The organism is Mangrovivirga cuniculi (genome assembly GCF_005166025.1).
GTDB classification, from domain to species: domain Bacteria; phylum Bacteroidota; class Bacteroidia; order Cytophagales; family Cyclobacteriaceae; genus Mangrovivirga; species Mangrovivirga cuniculi.
Genome location: NZ_CP028923.1, coordinates 620,000 through 637,708 on the forward strand (window position 1 = coordinate 620,000; position 17,709 = coordinate 637,708).

A 17,709-nucleotide genomic window follows, 5' to 3' on the forward strand; every position below is an offset into this window, starting at 1 on the left:
TTAGTATCACAATGCGCCAGATAATACTTTTTGCTTTTAGCTTAATTTTTAGTGTCAATTTTATTTTTGGTCAGACATTCACAGAACCGTCACCCAAATTAATAGAACCGGAACTAATTGATCCAATTGAACCAATTGATCCCGGGGATGGTGGGACTACAACTTGTTCCATCGACAAGGTATTGAGAGATGGTGATGCTGGTACAACTATAGAGGCTCATGAAACTGAAACATTTCGAGCTGTAACAAATCCTTCAGGGTGTTTTGAAGTGATGAATACTGACTGGCATATCAGTATTGATTATGGATTGTATATTAATATCGCAAATAATATTGATAGAGTAGTCATTGATTTTAATGATTATAATTTACAAGGTGGAGAGCGAATTAGAATAAGAGCAACCCTTGATGGTGTTTCAAGATATTATAGCTTTACTATTCCAATAGAATGCGATAGCAGTCCCTCAATATCTGTTAGCGGAGATCTATGTGCAGGAAATCAAATTACGCTTAGCTTACTAAATGCTTCACAAAGTTACACTTGGGATTTACCAAGCGGTTTTCTTGTACCAATGGGAGAGAGTTTAACTTCCAAAACAATTACCGTCACACCTACAGAAGTTGGTAATTATACCATAACAGCTATAAATTCAGAATCTACGTGTACTTCTCCTTCTAAATCAATAAGTATATCCTCAGGAGTATCTTCAGCCTCTTTGGTTTCTCCTGTTAGTTTAGTATGTATTCCAGATAATCCAACCCAAACATTTCAATTGGATATTAATGGCTCATATACAGGAATTGAATGGTATATTGATCCCGTTGGGCAAGGAAGTCTTATTCCTGATTATACAGATGTAGAATCAATAAATTATACATTTACTCAGGCCGGTGATTATAGTTTATCTGCAAGAATAATAGGTTGTGGAGATGATGTGTATGTAAATCATACGGTTACTGTTGAAAAACCTGAAATTTTAAGTTGTGACAATTGTAATATTGATGTATGTCAAGGTCAAACAATTGAAATAAATTTAAGCACATCTACGGGAACCGACATTCTTTGGGAAAACTTTTACGATGAAAATGGTCAATTTGTTCAGCTTCCTGATAACGTTGTCTTGTCAGAACCAAATTTAAACAATACATCAGTTAAACTTACTTTCAATAGTTCAGGCACAAAAGAATTTACTTTAAGACCTCAGGGAAATGGTTGTGTCGGATCCGATTATAAATTTAAAATCATAGTGCCGGAAGAAAATGCTGCAACTGAAGTGTCCTTTATTCCCTCTGATGTTTCATCTAAATCAATGTATGTAAACAGTTGTTATCAGAGAACAAGTGTGTGTGGACGCACCTACGATGAAATTGTATTATTCGGAAAGTTGAATACCGGAGACATGCATAATTGGGGTAATGCGGCATTTTCCGCAACAGCTAATTTTACAGCTAAGTTCAACTTTGAAAATTCTAGCATCTCAGATCAGAACATTTCATTAAATATAGATAACACCAAGCCTGAACAAATATATTATTTCACCTTAGACGCAGCTACTTATGATCTAGATGATCTGAGATCAATTTCAATAGAACCAAATGGGTCACCATGGTTTACTTCAACAATTGATCCTGCTGATATTGATGATGTTAATATTGAGTTTTACATCGAGCCTAAATATTCAATCGACGTAAAAAATGCACTGGTCGGAGTAAAACCTTCGAATGCATCTACACAGTGGGAACATTCTTTTGAACTTTACAATAACAATCCAAATGATTGCTATGAAATTCCTTACTACCACCTCCAGATAGTTAGAAAGTATGCAGAGGAAACTTCTCCAAATTGGGAAAATGCAACTAATTATTTTATCGCAGTAGAGGGTGAAAATACCGAGGCCAATCCTACCATAGCTCAATTATCTTTAGCAGAGGGTAGTGGTAGTTATTACTGGAGAGTAAGGGCATTAGGGTCTGATTTAGATGGAACAATCAGTCACGATGCTCAAAAAATGAGTGCATGGTCAAATGGCGATGTAATTACTCATACCGACCCGGACCAGGATCTTAACTGGATTTATAGTAGATTCTTTACAGAACAAGGAAAAGTAAAAGAGCAGGTAACTTACGCAGATGGCTTAAGCAGGGTTAGACAACAACAAACTAGGCTAAATAATCGTGTCGTAGGAACCGAATCTTATTATGACCACTTGGGTCGTAACAACGCCAATTCACTTCCAATCCCAATGGCTGATAATCAGAATTATCTGGGATATAAAGAAAGCGGAATCTTAAGGGAAAATACAGGAGCTCAGGAACCTTCACCTTTAACTGGTCATAATCTCAAAATGGGAGATGCTTTAAGTATCAATAGTTATTATGAAAGTACTCTTTTAGATGGAGAAGGTAATCCGCTAAACGCAGAAGTTCCAAAGGCAGAAGGAAGACCGTATTCTCAAACTATTTTTAGAAATGAACCGGAAAGCAGGCCTTATATTCAGGCTGGAGTAGGGCGAGAACATAAAGTAGGTGAAACGATAATTTATGACGAAGTAACCGGAGAAGAAATTAGAAAATTTGGAGACAAGGTTATCAAGACCTATTATCTTAATGCCCAGGCTGACGAACTCATAAAAGTATTTGGAAAAGACGCTCCTAATGCTGAAAATGTCACCAAACAGGTCACATTTGATGCTAACGGAGTTGCATCGGTATCTTATACAGATAAGGCAGGGAGGACAATCGCCACAGCGCTTTCATATACTGATATTAATTCGATGGATCAATTAAATGTTCCATTAGAAACAGTTCAAAAGAGTCTTGAAGCCAGGTCATATCAGACTGGTCCTGGAGAGTTTAAGGTAGTTAATAATGTTTTTGTTACCGAGGAAGTAAGTGGTGTAGAATTTACTTATTCTTTTTCGATACCTGCTAATAATGGCAATACAACATCTTCTTTTGATTGTAATTCTATTTGTACAGATTGTGATTATTATCTAGAGCTCGCACTTTATCAGGAAGGCGACCCTTTGTTCTCTGATAAAACAACTTCCGAAGGAGATTTTGCTGATAGATCAGAAATTTTTAAAGTTTTTACTGAAAAACCTATTAAGGTTACTGCAGCAAATAATAATGGGCAATGTAGTATTGTTCTTGATGGAGAAACCTTAACCGGAACAGCTCCAACACTTAAACCTGGGGTAAACTATACTCTTGTAAAAACTATTAAAACCAGAAATATAGGTTATAAAGAAATTACTGATCCAAATACTGGGGTAATAACCTATGAAAAAAATACCGAAACCGATCTGGAGTTATTTAAGAAGAAACAAATAAAAGCTTTTGATGCAAGGGTTTCCAGGTTAAGAGATGATGTTGAGACCACTAGTGATTTAAGTTCTCTTGCTAATGAAAATAATATCGTCACCCTTGCAACATCTGTTAGTGAAGTTGACCCTACTCCCATAAACTGTGAGTCAATCAGTTTTGAATTACCAGCCTCTGATTGCCTTGATGAACCATTAGAAAAAGCTAGTCAAGAATATGAGGCCTATTTTAATAGTGAATTAGAAGGTATATCCTCAATCACTTATTACAAATACAATCCAGCGTATTCAGATATCGAGAGAGAGGTTGCTAAAATCTCTGCGGGAGATTTAGATCAAATGGTTAGAAACCTTCTGATAGACTATCCTCAATTATCAAATGACGAAGTCTGGAGTGCGTGGGAAGGATTGGTAACTCAAATCAAAGTTTCTTCTGCGAACCCTCCAGACACTGATCCGAAAAAAGACGAAAAAACATATCACATACCTGACAACGAAGTGATTGACGAGGATATTGATCTGACCATTGAAGAACAGCCCATCCTCGATCGCTTTTTGAATATCCTCGAAGGAGAAATGTCTTCAAAAGTTTCAGGCGTCATGGATGTCAATTGCGATGAATCTACTGAATCTGAAGAATTATGGAAAACAGCTTTTTTTGATAAAATATACTATTATGGTAAGTTAGAAGGTATTACTAAATCTTCTGATCCTCAAAATTATTATCAATATGTTTATTTTAATGAAGGGATAAAGGAGCATGAAGATCTGCTTAATCAATTAGTAGGAAATCCTTTGGGAACTATTCCATTACTACAGTCGTACTTTAATCAACTTTCTTTTTGTGATAGACAAGCATTAAAATTAGGCCAGGGAGGCACGTTAAGTGATGAAGTTAAAAATATTCTTAAAGATCCTCAGTATTTTGAAACTAACATAAAAAGTGAGTGTTATGAGCTGTGTCAATCCAGGGCTGTAGAATTTCGTGATAAAATAGCCCATGAAATATTATCAACAAATTCAGGAGCTACTTTTGAAGGATACCGTGTTATTAAAACGGAATTAGTTCAAGGGGATCAGGGTAATGAAACTACTTATTTTCAATATTCTTTACAGGAAGAGCCAGGGCTTATAATTACAGATCCAACAATCAGTAAATGTGAGCTTGATAACATGGTAGAAGGGTTAGTTAGCAAATGCCAGGAAGGCTATTGTGATCAGATAAACATTAATACCACAGATGCCGGTCAGTTTAATTTTGATATAGGTACGCTTCAAAAAGTAATGCACGCAAACATCGATGTTAAAGTAAATTACGGTTCATTACTTTCTGGTTACAAAGAGGTTAGTTTTGATCAAGGAAATTTATTTGAATTTAGGTTTATTGAAAATTTATATCCATTGCTAGATGTAGAACAGTCTGTAGTATTAAATGGAAAGGCATATTTATTGGGTAGAGCTAGAGATGGATTCACATATAATGGAACTACTTTTAATGACGAACAAGCCAGCTATTTCAAGTTTTTAGCAATTTTTAGTCATGAGAATGGAATTGAAAAATTCATAAAGATTAATGATGCAAGTAATGATCCAAATTGGAAATTGGAAATTGAAAATGAAAATAGCATTTATTTATTTTATTTTAATAGAAGTAGTGCTCGAATAGTAAACGAGTATGATCAAAACCTAAATTTTATCAATTCGAAACCTCTTAATGGGTCTGCTTATGCAAGTGAAGCTACATTTAATCATACTAATGGAAACTGGGTTGTTACTTATCTAAATAATATTAATGGAAGTAGCCAATATAAAATGGATATTGATAAGTATACCAATGAATTAGATTTCATTTCTAATATAAATAAAGTTGGCGATTATTCTGGATTTGATAAATCTTTAGGAAAATGGTTCAACTTATATTACGATGGTTACACAAACGAATTTTATTTTAGATTCACTAAAGGAGATGCTTTGCCTCCATCATTTTTAACAAATAATGAAAGCGCATTGGTCAGATTAAATTCTGATTTTGAAGTGATAAATATTCATTATGAACCTTTGATACTAGGCACTAGTTTTAAAATTTCTCCAAATACTATCTTCGGGCTCGAAACGAAAAGTGGTATTTCTGGTAGGTTTCTAACTCGTAGAAATAAGAATTATTTATCAAAGGAATTAGAGGTGCCTTTAAATACATCATATTATTATTTTAACTTTGATGAGTTAGGAAATATAGTATTAGCTAATGATAATTTAATTAAGGTATTCTCAACTGATTTTTCTGATATTATAGAGTATGACTTAAGGCACGTTGAAACGACACATGGTTATAGAGAAGTCACAGGGGCTATTTTTGGTGAAAATTATACTTATGTATTTAACGATGATGGTAATCAAGAATTAACAATTGGCCATGGTGGTATAGATAAATATAGTAATTCAGAACCATGTTATTTTAATCAAGCTTATCACTTGCAATTCAAGTTTACTGATATTCCTACTAGTCCCACTTATGATGAAATACCAGACGAGCTGAAAGACTATGTATATCATCCTACAGTTGAGCCTTGTGAAGATCAGCAAAGGCAAAAGGTTTTATCAGCATTTGATGAAAGCTTTAGAATTCTAAGAGCTGAAAAAATAAAAGCGATAGAAGAGTCTTACAAACAAGCATGTGAGATCCCTGATTTCTGGGAAGAAAGCATTAAATATAAATACGATGAAGCTATTTATCACTATACACTATATTACTATGACCGTGCAGGTAACCTGGTAAAAACTGTTCCTCCGGCTGGAGTTAAAACCCTCGATGTGAGTGATGGTGGTATTGAAGCATCTAAACTTGCAGATCCGAACCATACCATGGAGACTCATTACCGATATAATTCACTCGGTCAGCTGGTATGGCAGTCAACTCCGGATGGTGGAGTAACCAACTTCTACTACAATGATCTTGGTCTGCTGCGATTCTCGATCAATGCGAAGCAACGACAGGAAGGGAAGTTTTCATACACTAAGTACGATGCTCTGGGCAGAGTGATCGAAGTAGGGCAGTCTAATGGAAATGATTCCGATTTTGAAAGTGTGATAAACCAGGTGGGAGAGAGTAGTTTCCCGACCACAGAGACAGGTTTGGAGCAAAGGACAATAACCAAATATACCCAAGCTCATCCTACAGAAGATTGGTTGAACAACCACACTCAAACACATCTGCGTAACCGGGTAAGCTATACCATGTACGATGCGGATGGGGATTTAAGTGAGCAATCTACTGATGATCAATCAATCTCTGTATTCTCATATGATATCCATGGAAATGTGAACCGATTAATTCAAAAACTACCCGGGTTAGGTCGAGGCTTTGTCATTGAGTATGAGTATGACCTGATTAGTGGCAATGTTACCGAAGTAGCCTATAACAGGGGCAAGGAAGATGCATTCTTCCACCGATATGAATACGATGCGGATAACAGAATCGTAAAAGTAGAAACTTCACCAAACGGAATTCTCTGGGATACCGATGCAGAGTATGAATACTATGCTCATGGTCCGTTGAAGCGAACAATCCTGGGAGAAGACCATGTACAGGGAGTGGACTATACCTACACTATTCACGGTTGGTTGAAGTCGATAAATGACCATGACTTAAATCCTTCAGAAGACCCTGGTAAAGATGGCACTTTAGGTGGATTAACCGCTAAGGATGCTTTTGCTATGACGCTTAATTATTACAGCGGTGATTATAAAAATGTTGACCCAGCAAATGATATTAATAACCAGCTTAATGCTGAGACAGGAAAAGACCTGTTTAACGGTAACATCAGTGCGTGGGCGACTAATGTTGATGGAAATTTAACAGGTAGTGGTTTGATGGGATTCCAGTATAGCTATGATGTATTAAATAGAATTAAGTCAAGTAATAGATTTACTCATAACGGATTCGACTGGAATGGTGTAGATAACTTTGCTACAAGCTATACCTATGATGGTAATGGTAACCTGCAAACCTTAACCCGACAAGGTGGCAGCAGTTCTTTAATCGATGATTTCCGCTATCATTATGATAAGAATGAAGAGGGTGAGTTAATAAACCGATTAAACCATGTGGTAGATTATGCCGGTGCTGTTGGAAAAGACATGGGTAGCCAGGGAGTCAATAATTACCAGTATGATGAGATAGGTAACCTGGTGAGAGATAATATTTCAGGTGTTGATCAAATCAACTGGAATATATCAGGAAAAGTCTCTACAGTGCAGAAGACAAATGGAGCCAAAACGGAGTTTGAATATGACGCCCTGGGTAACCGGGTAGTGAAACGTTTGATCAACCCGGATAATAGTCAAATAGTAACTTACTATGTACGCGATGCATCGGGTAATGTGATGTCTACTTACGAACAAAACATCACAACCAATGGAACAAACGACTATTTCAGACAGCAGGAAACTCCAATTTATGGTAGTGAACGACTTGGCATGGTTGAGCCTTTGATAGAAATTGATCCGAATATTAATACCATAACCAATGAATTAAGCGGTGAGGTATCTCGCGTGTTAGGATTGAAAGGTTATGAACTGAAAGACCATTTAGGTAATGTTCGTACAGTAATATCAGATAAGAAAGTAGGTGATATTACTACCGGCTTTACAGCCGATATTAAGCGAATCAGCAATTACTATCCATTCGGTGCTGATATGCCGGACTTAGTTGATCAAACAAATGATTACCGATACGGCTTCAACGGAAAAGAACGCGATGATAGTGGAGAGTGGGACGGGGCCTTCCCGGTAGTATTTAAGGATGATGCGTTAAAATTAGGTTTGCATTTGGATGATGGAAAAGTAGAGGATTATTCAGGATCAGGATTAACAGGAACTAAGTATGGAGCTGTTTCTACTACCCAAGATCGTTTTGGGATTGAAAATAAAGCACTCTTATTTACAGGAACAAATGATTATGTAGTCATTCCAGATAGTAAAGACGATGTAGCCTTTATACACAACACTGGAATTTTTACCATTAGTATTTGGGTTAAGGTTGATGAGGAAACAGGCAGATATATGTTTATGAGAAATCAATCTTCCACTTCCAATCGCGGATTTAATTTCATGTATGAGACAAATACTACCTATGGTGATAAACAATTAAGATTTACAATAACAAATGGAACAGGTAGTCAGAGAACAATAGCATTAGGGTCTACCGGAACTCTAAATGCTGGAAAATGGCATCATGTAGTTGTTTCGGGAGATGGAACGTCAATCCGTTTCTATGTGGATGGTCAACCAGATGGCTCAAATACACCAATTAAAGGATTAGCCTCCGGAATAGCATATACAAATTTAAAGCTTAGTGATCCTAATACGAGTATCAAAATGGCTGGCGGTATGGATGAGATCCAAATTTACAACCGCACCCTGACAGAGCAAGAAATTGTAGATCTGTACAACGGCATACAGCCAGGTACCAACCAGCCAGATATGGCAGGGGAAGTACAGGAGTTGACTAATTACGACTACGGCTTCCGAATCTACAACCCCAGTATCGCCAAGTTCTTGAGTGTGGATCCGCTGGCGCCGGATTTTCCATTTTATACTCCGTATCAGTTTGCTTCAAATATGCCTATACTTGCAATTGACATTGATGGATTGGAATCTAGTGAAAATTTAAATTATAATGAAGGAGGAAAGTCAAAGGCACAAATAGTAGCACCACCACCAGTAGCACCACCACCAGTACTAGTATTACCAAGGCCACCTGCTTCTGGATCCAACCAAAAGAGAAACTATCATATATTAGGTGATTCATTTTGGGGCATGGGTGATTTTTTTAGGCAATTTATTATTGCTTACACACCTACGTGGATTGATAAGCAAAAAGAAATTGACAAACAAGAATTCGATTACCTTGAAAGAAAGATTGCGAATGGAGATTATATTGCTGATAATGAAGTTGATAGATATTTAGAATTAGTCGAGGAATTTGGTGTTCCAATACATGGGAATAGCAAAAAATCCAAAAAACCTCAAATTATATATAAGATTTTTATAAAAGAGACTGGCCAAATTTTAAAATTTGGGATCTCTGGTAGAGGGGAGGTTAGGCCTAAAGAACAATTAAAAAAGCTATCCTTAGATTATGGTACGGAGGTTGATTATGAAGTTATTGATAGAGCCTATGATAACGAAACAGCAAGAGATTTAGAACAGGAATATGTAGATGAATATTTTGAAGAACACAACCGAAGGCCTGCAGAACAAAGGAGGCCTCAAGCTACTCAAGAAGGGGAACTAGGTCATAGACCTCCAACATGGTTTTAATTAATTTTATTATGCTAAAAGAATTAAATATTGAGTCTTATTTTGGAAATCCAAACGCAAAATTATTCAATCAAGAGGCAAATATAATCTGCAATTCAATAAGTCAATTTTTACAGGATGAAAAATTAGACACTGGACACATTGAATGTATAGATCTTATATTCACAAAAAAAGTAATAGGTAATACTATTGTAAATTCTGGCTGGAAATTACGTAAGCAGATTATATTTGATTTTGAATTGTTTTGGGAAAGTTCGAATGAAATTAGACAAAAAATATTAGTAGAGATTTCAAAACAACAAGTTTTAGCGTTTGCAGAATCATTCAATTGGAATATTAAGAAAATTATTAAAGCTTTTGATCGAGCGAAGGAAAGTAATTATTCTACTACAAAAATTTATAACAAACCGCTAGACTTTGTTGAAAGTAAAAAAATTTATTTAGGTTATACCTATGAAAAAGACGGAGCTATTGTTTTTCTTAACTTTACAAAAGACAATAAATTAATATCACAAAAAAAATTATGTAAAGTTTGGCCGGATAAAGAATACCTTTTAAGGCTGCATGGTAATTTTAAAAAGGAAGAAGATAAAATAATAATTGAATCCTCTGGTTTGTCAAGGAAATCATTTAAGTTAATTTATAATTTAGAGAACGATAAGACCACATTAGATGGAGATATTCCAAGGTGGATTGAATTGATTTAACTAATCCGTCCCCAACTGGTCCAAGGTGTGCCGAGAAGTGAAAGCTCGGGTTAAAGTCTTTCATAAACTGTAATTGAGATGGAGGTAGGTCCTGACGACAGGTGTCAGGATCTAATTGATCCTCTGAAGGTGCTGTTCAGGCGGAGCCTTCAAACTACCCTTCGGTGCTGGATGAGTAATTATCTGGTATTGAGCGGAACAGGGAAAAGGTCTTGTTAAAAGATCAAGTGCGTATATAGGAGATGAACGAAAGTCGAAAGATACTGACCGTTGCGTCAGTGTGAACCATCGAAGACGTGTAGAGAAAGTGGAATATATCGTCAAAACTTGACCTGGCTTGCGAGGGTCCCACCTGGCGCGCGTTGCTTTTTCAGCATAACGCGTGCCGATGAATTGGAACCAGGATTTACATGATTAAAATAGATTAACAAGATTAATAAAACATAAAACCATAAGTCTTCAGTTAATACCTGGGGGCTTTTATTATTTAGTCGCATAAGCCTTGCGGGCTTTAGCATCACGTAGGATAGCATCAAGATTAAACCTGAAATATGCAATAGAGAATCTATTCCGATTATAAAACTCTTTGAAAGAGCCACTTAACACAAGTTTATTGAATCACCATAGCGGTGCTATGCCTCATCAATATAAGTGTCTCTTTCTTTGTGTTTTATAATCTCATCACGATTTCAAATGTATAATCCAGGTTAAAGAGTACACATTTTCTTTCATCCTCATCCAGGTGGTTGATGTCTTTTAGCCTTTGCAGCATAACCGGGTTTTTAAAGGGATCAATTTTTTCGGCTTCTCAATCTGGTTCAAGTTTGAACTTGGATCGATCGGTATTATTTCCTAGAGAGTTTAGTTTAATGGTAGCGAAACATCAAACTTTTAATGAAAAGCAGGGATTGTAATAATTGTCTGAATATATAAATGCTGACAAACTTTGTTTCGTTCCTGTGCTGACATTCAGTAGAATCGTCAGTAAGTGAGGATTGATTAATTTAAAAAATCTACTGAACAAATAACCTTGAAGTTGGCAACATAACCACTCTTGCAATTGATTCGAATATGGTGTATATTTACATCAAGCTAAAATATTATGGCACGTCAAAGTATCTCATTTACAGAACCGAATGACGAGTGGTTAAAATCTCAAGTCGAAAGTCAGGAATATTCAAGCAAAAGTGAACTTGTAAATGATTTAATCCGGCAGGCAAGAAAACAGCAAAAGCAAATCGACTGGATTAAAGCTAAGCTTGAAAAAGCAGAAAACAGTGGTTTTACTTCAGACTCTAAGGAAGAAATTCTTGCAAAATCTAAGTCAGGTCTGAATGGCTGAATACAGACTAAGTAATGAAGCCAAAAACGACCTAATAAGAATACATCAATATGGAGTCAAACAATTTGGGGAGTCACAAGCCGACAAGTACTTTAATACGTTTTATAATTATTTTGACATAATAGCAGAGAGACCGTTTTCATTCGAATCAGTAGATTTCATTAAAGAAGGATATAGACGTTGTGTTTGCGGATTCGACAGTATATTTTTCAGAGTTAATAACAATGTTGTCGAGATTATGGCAATCATTGGGCGACAAGATGCTACTGAAATACTAAAATAAAATTGCCAATTCAATCCGTTTGGCTCCCTTGCCGTTTTGAGTGTTCCGCAGGACAACTTCAAACTTTTAATGAAAAGCAGGGATTGTATCCCGGTAATTCTGTCAGGCGCGTAGCGAAGCAATACGCGTGCCGTTGAAATTAACAAGATCAAAACATAAAACGAAAGCCATCAGATTATTTCTGGAGGCTTTTTTATTTGTCTGAACTAGGATTGGTAGGATTGCTTGGATGATAGGATATCAGACTTAGGTGGAAAAATAGAGTAATTTTGAGTCAATTACTACCGAGTCAAACTGCCTCACAAAAACACCAAACCCCAAAATTACCGTCTTTTCGAACGTATTTACTGATAAGCGAGAGCGAAATCAGTATGTGAGAAATCTGTTTCATCAGGAGATGAGAAATAAAGCATATAATCTCATTTACGCCACTAGTCATTTTATATGATGTCACCCACCAAACAACTATGAAAAGATAACTATAACCCCTCTCAATCCTGGTAGTCAAACCATTGGCATTATTAGATAAACTTAAGTTAACATACGAGTCATCTATTTAATAAACTGTTAAACAACGAAACTTAATGACTTAACATTATATCTCGAAGTTTGCTCCAGATTTTAGAACCAGAAAAAACAAAATCGGACACAATGAAAAAATTAATCAATTCAATTTTAGCGTTCGCACTTATAGCAGGCTTTTTAACGCTGCAATCTTGCGATGATGATGATGAGCCTCAAAGCTCAGCCAAAGACATTACTTCTTTTGTATTTGCAGGACTTGATCCTGAGGTAACAGGAAACATCAGTGGTACAACTATTATTGCTAATGTTTTCCCAGGTACTGATGTGACTTCTCTTGTACCTACCATTCAGGTATCTTCAGGTGCATCTGTAGATCCTGCATCAGGTGTTGCTCAAGATTTTTCTTCTCCTGTTACCTACACAGTAACTGCACAGGATGGAACAACTAAGGATTACACCGTTACTGTTTCTGAAGAAAGCGAAGTAACTTATAACGGAGGTACTTACACTGATGATGACTTCATTCCTGGAATTACTTACAACCTTGTAGCTGGTGAAGAGTACCTATTTGATGGTCTAATATTTATCGAAGCTGGGGCGACTTTAAATATCCCAGCAGGAACTACTGTTAAATTCAAGAACGCTCCTTCTACTGGAGACAATACTTCTTCTCTAATCATAGCAAGAGATGCAATGATCATGGCTGAAGGTACTGCTGAAAACCCGATTATTTTTACTGCTGAGTTAGATGATATGACAGGTAACACACTTACCCCTTCAGATAATGCACAATGGGGAGGAATTATCGTATTAGGTAATGCTCCTTCTTATAAAGCAGGTGTGGGTAATGCAGAAGGTGATGGTATCGCAATTGAAGGTATTGCTTCTGAAGAAACTAGAGGACAGTACGGTGGTACTCAGGAAAATGATAATTCTGGAGTATTAAAGTATGTTTCTATCAGATATACTGGTATCGGACTTGCAGAAGGAGATGAGATTCAGGGCCTTACTCTTGGTGGGGTTGGATCTGGTACGACTATCGACTACATTGATATCTTCTCAACTGCTGATGATGGAATCGAGATCTTCGGTGGTACTGTGAACATCAAGCACGTTGCAGTTGCATTCTCAACTGATGATGACTTTGACTTTGACCTTGGATGGAGAGGGAACGGTCAATTCTTATTTACTTTAATGAGATCTGATGCAGAAGGCTATGATCATGCAGGAGAGTGGGATGGTGCTGATCCAAACAATGCGCCATTGTTCTCTGCGCCAAATATATTCAATTATACAGCTATTGGCCCTGGTGGTAGTGCAGAAGGAAGACAAAGAGCTTTCCTTATGAGAGAAAAGTTTGCTGGTAAATTAGGTAATTCAATCATCGTTGATTTCCCTGGCTACGCTGTTCAAGTAGAAAACCTTGCAGATTCTGATGAAGATTCATACGGATTGATTACCACTCCGATCGATGGGTACCAATTAGAGATTTTAAATAATACCTGGGCAATGATTGGTAATTATGATGGTGAAAATGTTTCTTCAGTAGTTGATGTATCAAATGGACTTCCTATTGCTGATGTTGTTGCTGAACTTACTGACAACATGAATAAAATAGAAACAACAACAGTTATCAATACTTTAGATAGGGGAACTGGAGTTTCTAACATTACTGTAGATCCAAGACCAGCAACAAATGATACAGATGTTGCATCTGTACCAGCAGGAATGGAGCAAGTAAATTATAGAGGAGCTTTTGCAGCAGGTGAGCCAACATGGTTAGCTGGATGGTCTTCTTTATCTAAATTTGGTTATGTAACTGAATAAGAAGAGCAACTATTAGATATTAAAAAGACCACTTCACTAGTAGTGGTCTTTTTTTATTTACAATTCTTTTTTATCATTTTTTTTTAATCTTTTACTCATGACAGAGGGAAAATGTTATCAATATAAAATTTGAATCCGCAGTCTATATTTTTTTATTTCCAAACAAGATTTTGATTAAACATTCATTTTCAATATAAAAAGCTGAAAATATTTGATTGAATGCATAAGAGTTTAATTCTTTATAAGGCTTTTCAAAATTCATTTTTAACCAGGTTTATGCCGAATGTTAACCCAATGTTAAATGCCGTTAAAATGCTTTGCATTAGGTTAACAAATTGATAAACGCCACATAAACACTTCGCATATAAGGTGACATATCTTTGCAGCATCAAAATTAAAAATGAAATGAATTACTCAAAGGTATTATTTTTCTTATTATTCGTAACAGGGGCGTTTGCAGCCCATGCACAGAATGGTAGTATGAGTGGAACGATCACTGATGGCGAGACAGGCGAGGAACTGATCGGAGCCACAGTATACATTCCATCTATTTCTAAAGGAATGGTTACTGATATCTATGGTAGCTATTCTATTAAAAACATTCCTGCGGGAACTTACAACGTAGAAATCTCTTACGTTTCTTATCAAAAGAAAACGGTAGAAGGTGTTGAGATCAAAGATGGTCAAAACACAGAAATTACTGTTGCACTTGCTTCAGACGTACAACAAATGGAAGAAGTTGTTGTAGTAGCTAAGCAGATTAAAAACAACGAAGCAGCAATGCTTTCATTACAGAGAAAAGCTGTAGGTGTACAGGATGGTATCTCTTCTCAGGAGATCAAGAATCTTGGGGCTTCAAATGCTGCTGAATCGATGAAGCAAGTAACAGGCGCTTCAATTGAGGATGGTAAATATGTTGTAATGAGAGGTTTAGGAGACAGGTATTCAATTTCCTTGCTTAATGGTATTCCTCTACCTTCAGCAGATCCATACAGAAACTCAACAAGTATGGATATGATTCCTGCCGATATGGTTATGAATATTATCACTTCAAAAACATTTACTCCTGATATGCCAGGTAATTTTACGGGTGGGGCAGTAAATATTACAACCAAATCGATGCCCGAAGAATTTTATTTTAATGCGGGGATGAGTTTTGGATACAATACGCAAAGTAGTTTTAGAAATGACTTTATAATAGATTCTAATTCAGGTTCGACTGATTGGCTTGGTTATGATGATGGTACCAGAGAAAGGCCAATGATTTTTGATGAATACTCTGAATATCTTTTAGGTTCTTCAAATGCCAGAGCAACAGCTATTAAAGGAAGATTAACTGAAAATGAATTTGAAAGAAACATCATCGATGAATCTTCTAAAATTTTCAATAGTGATTTTGTCGAAAGAACTAAGAATTCGGGTCTAAACCATGGTTTAAACATAGCCTTTGGTGATCAGTTCTCGATAGGAGAAAAGAAATTGGGATACAATGTTGGATTGCTTTATAGCAGATCATATACATTTATTCCAAATGGAATGGAAGGATATTATTCCAGAGGGTTAACTAATTCTGATAATTTAATCAGAGAGCAAGATTATAGCCTGACTTCTGGAAAAGAAACTGCTACAGTAGGTGGTCTGTTTGGACTTTCGTACCAATTCAATCCAACTAATGAGATTAACTTCGATGTAATATACAATCACACAGGAGAATCATTTGCCAATGTAAATGATGGCTTTTGGAGAAATACAGGATATGAGAATTTTAATTCCAGATCTAATGGATTTACTGAAAGAGGACTTACTGATTTGCAGTTAAGAGGAAAGCATTATTTCATGGACTTAAAAGACCTGAAGATTGATTGGTCAGCAGGACGAGTAAATGTTACTCAGGACCAACCAGATATGAAGCTTTTTGCTTACAATACTACAGTAGAAAATGGAGAAAGAAATTATATAATGAACCAGTCTGAGGTAGGAATTCTACCGACGCATTTATACAGATATCTTGAGGATGTTCAGTATAATGCGAAACTCGATGTTTCTTTTAAACCATTCGAAGGGTATGATCATTCAATTAAATTTGGTGGTTGGTATTCTTCAAAAGACAGAGACTATCAGGAGTTTTTCTATAGCCAGGTTCAGGTTCCTAATAGCCAGTACAATACTTCATACTTATCTTTTAGTGAAGCAGCTGGGGATTTAGATGCTTTCTTTTCAAACGATAACGCTGGAGTAGTTGACTCTCCGGAATCGAATGGCACTGACAGATATGGATTTGGTAATTTTTATTCAGATCAATCGAGATTACAGAACTTTTACAATGGAAATGAAACTATTTTGGCTGGATATGGAATGGCTGAAATTAATGTCACTGATAAATTACAATTCGTTGCAGGAGCAAGGTTAGAAAAAACTGACATTGAAACTGTTAGTTTGGATGAAAGAGCTGCAAAAGGTGTTATTAATCAGCTAGATGTACTTCCATCAATTAACTCTAGATATAAACTATCAGAAAACGCAAACTTTAGGGCAGCATATACTCAAACGTTGGCTAGACCAAACCTTAGAGAAATCGCACCTATATTTTCTATTTCAATGGTTGGACGACCTAACTTTTTAGGAAATCCTAATCTTGAAAGAACTAAAGTTCAGAATTTTGACTTGAGATATGAATTATTCCCGAAAGCTGGTGAATTAATTGCAGTTTCTGCTTATTATAAAAGTTTCGAAAATCCAATAGTACTTCAAATTTCACCGAAGGCTTCTTCACCGGAGATTAGGCCAATAAATGTTGGAACTGCAACAGTTTATGGAGCAGAAATAGAGTTCAGAAAGCGACTTGACTTTATCGGGGAATCATTTGAAAACTTTAAGTTCAGTGCAAACTTTAGCTACATCTATTCAAGAATCGATAAGAGTGATGAAGAAATCTCAGCTTATGAGGCTCAAAATCTTGATTTGAAAGAATGGAGACCATTACCAGGACAATCACCATATATTGTAAACCTGGCATTGAATCACTATAGCCCGAAACTTGATTGGGATAACACTTTAAGTTTTAACGTATGGGGAGAAAGACTATCATTCGTAACAGGAGCAATTGATCCAGATGTATATGAGCAGTCTCGTCCTTCATTAAACTTCGTTTCAAGAAAAAGTGTTGGTGAGCATTGGTCAGTATCATTCAAAGCAATGAATATTCTGAACATGACTTACAAGAAAAAGTTCCAGGATACAGATTATGTATTCGAAAGTTACCAGGTTGGAACCGATGTTAACTTTGGAGTTACTTATAAATTTTAATCCGGATTACACGAATGTAGTTTGGAACAAAGAAACCTTTTGAGGGTTCATTTTGGGGCAGCATCCAGGAGTGGA

6 protein-coding genes are annotated in these 17,709 nt (G+C 36.2%); all 6 read left to right on the top strand.

Annotated features, from left to right (window positions below):
- Positions 1 to 11: 11 nt before the first annotated feature.
- A complete protein-coding gene (locus DCC35_RS02860; protein ID WP_137089372.1) occupies positions 12 to 9,644 on the top strand; it encodes a LamG-like jellyroll fold domain-containing protein in 9,633 nt (3,210 codons plus the stop codon).
- An 11-nt stretch (positions 9,645 to 9,655) separates the two neighbouring features.
- Positions 9,656 to 10,351, top strand: coding sequence for a hypothetical protein (locus DCC35_RS02865; protein ID WP_137089373.1), 696 nt, complete (start codon positions 9,656 to 9,658; stop codon positions 10,349 to 10,351).
- A gap of 1,102 nt (positions 10,352 to 11,453) precedes the next feature.
- Entirely contained in the window at positions 11,454 to 11,693 is a 240-nt protein-coding gene (locus DCC35_RS02870) for a ribbon-helix-helix domain-containing protein (RefSeq protein ID WP_137089374.1), read from the top strand.
- Positions 11,686 to 11,976, top strand: a complete 291-nt coding sequence (locus tag DCC35_RS02875) for a type II toxin-antitoxin system RelE/ParE family toxin (RefSeq protein ID WP_137089375.1) — start codon at positions 11,686 to 11,688, stop codon at positions 11,974 to 11,976. The genes DCC35_RS02870 and DCC35_RS02875 overlap by 8 nt, the downstream gene beginning before the upstream one ends.
- 651 nt (positions 11,977 to 12,627) lie before the next feature.
- Positions 12,628 to 14,328: a DUF5018 domain-containing protein gene (locus tag DCC35_RS02880; protein WP_137089376.1), complete on the top strand. Its 1,701-nt coding sequence runs from the start codon at positions 12,628 to 12,630 to the stop codon at positions 14,326 to 14,328.
- Between the two features lie 405 nt (positions 14,329 to 14,733).
- Positions 14,734 to 17,634 (top strand): TonB-dependent receptor, encoded by a 2,901-nt coding sequence (locus tag DCC35_RS02885; protein WP_137089377.1) that lies wholly within the window; start codon positions 14,734 to 14,736, stop codon positions 17,632 to 17,634.
- Positions 17,635 to 17,709: the final 75 nt, after the last annotated feature.

Coding starts and splice junctions, on each gene's coding strand:
- DCC35_RS02860 (WP_137089372.1), top strand. CDS start 12: ATGCGCCAGATAATACTTTTTGCTTTTAGCTTAATTTTTAGTGTCAAT.
- DCC35_RS02865 (WP_137089373.1), top strand. CDS start 9,656: ATGCTAAAAGAATTAAATATTGAGTCTTATTTTGGAAATCCAAACGCA.
- DCC35_RS02870 (WP_137089374.1), top strand. CDS start 11,454: ATGGCACGTCAAAGTATCTCATTTACAGAACCGAATGACGAGTGGTTA.
- DCC35_RS02875 (WP_137089375.1), top strand. CDS start 11,686: ATGGCTGAATACAGACTAAGTAATGAAGCCAAAAACGACCTAATAAGA.
- DCC35_RS02880 (WP_137089376.1), top strand. CDS start 12,628: ATGAAAAAATTAATCAATTCAATTTTAGCGTTCGCACTTATAGCAGGC.
- DCC35_RS02885 (WP_137089377.1), top strand. CDS start 14,734: ATGAATTACTCAAAGGTATTATTTTTCTTATTATTCGTAACAGGGGCG.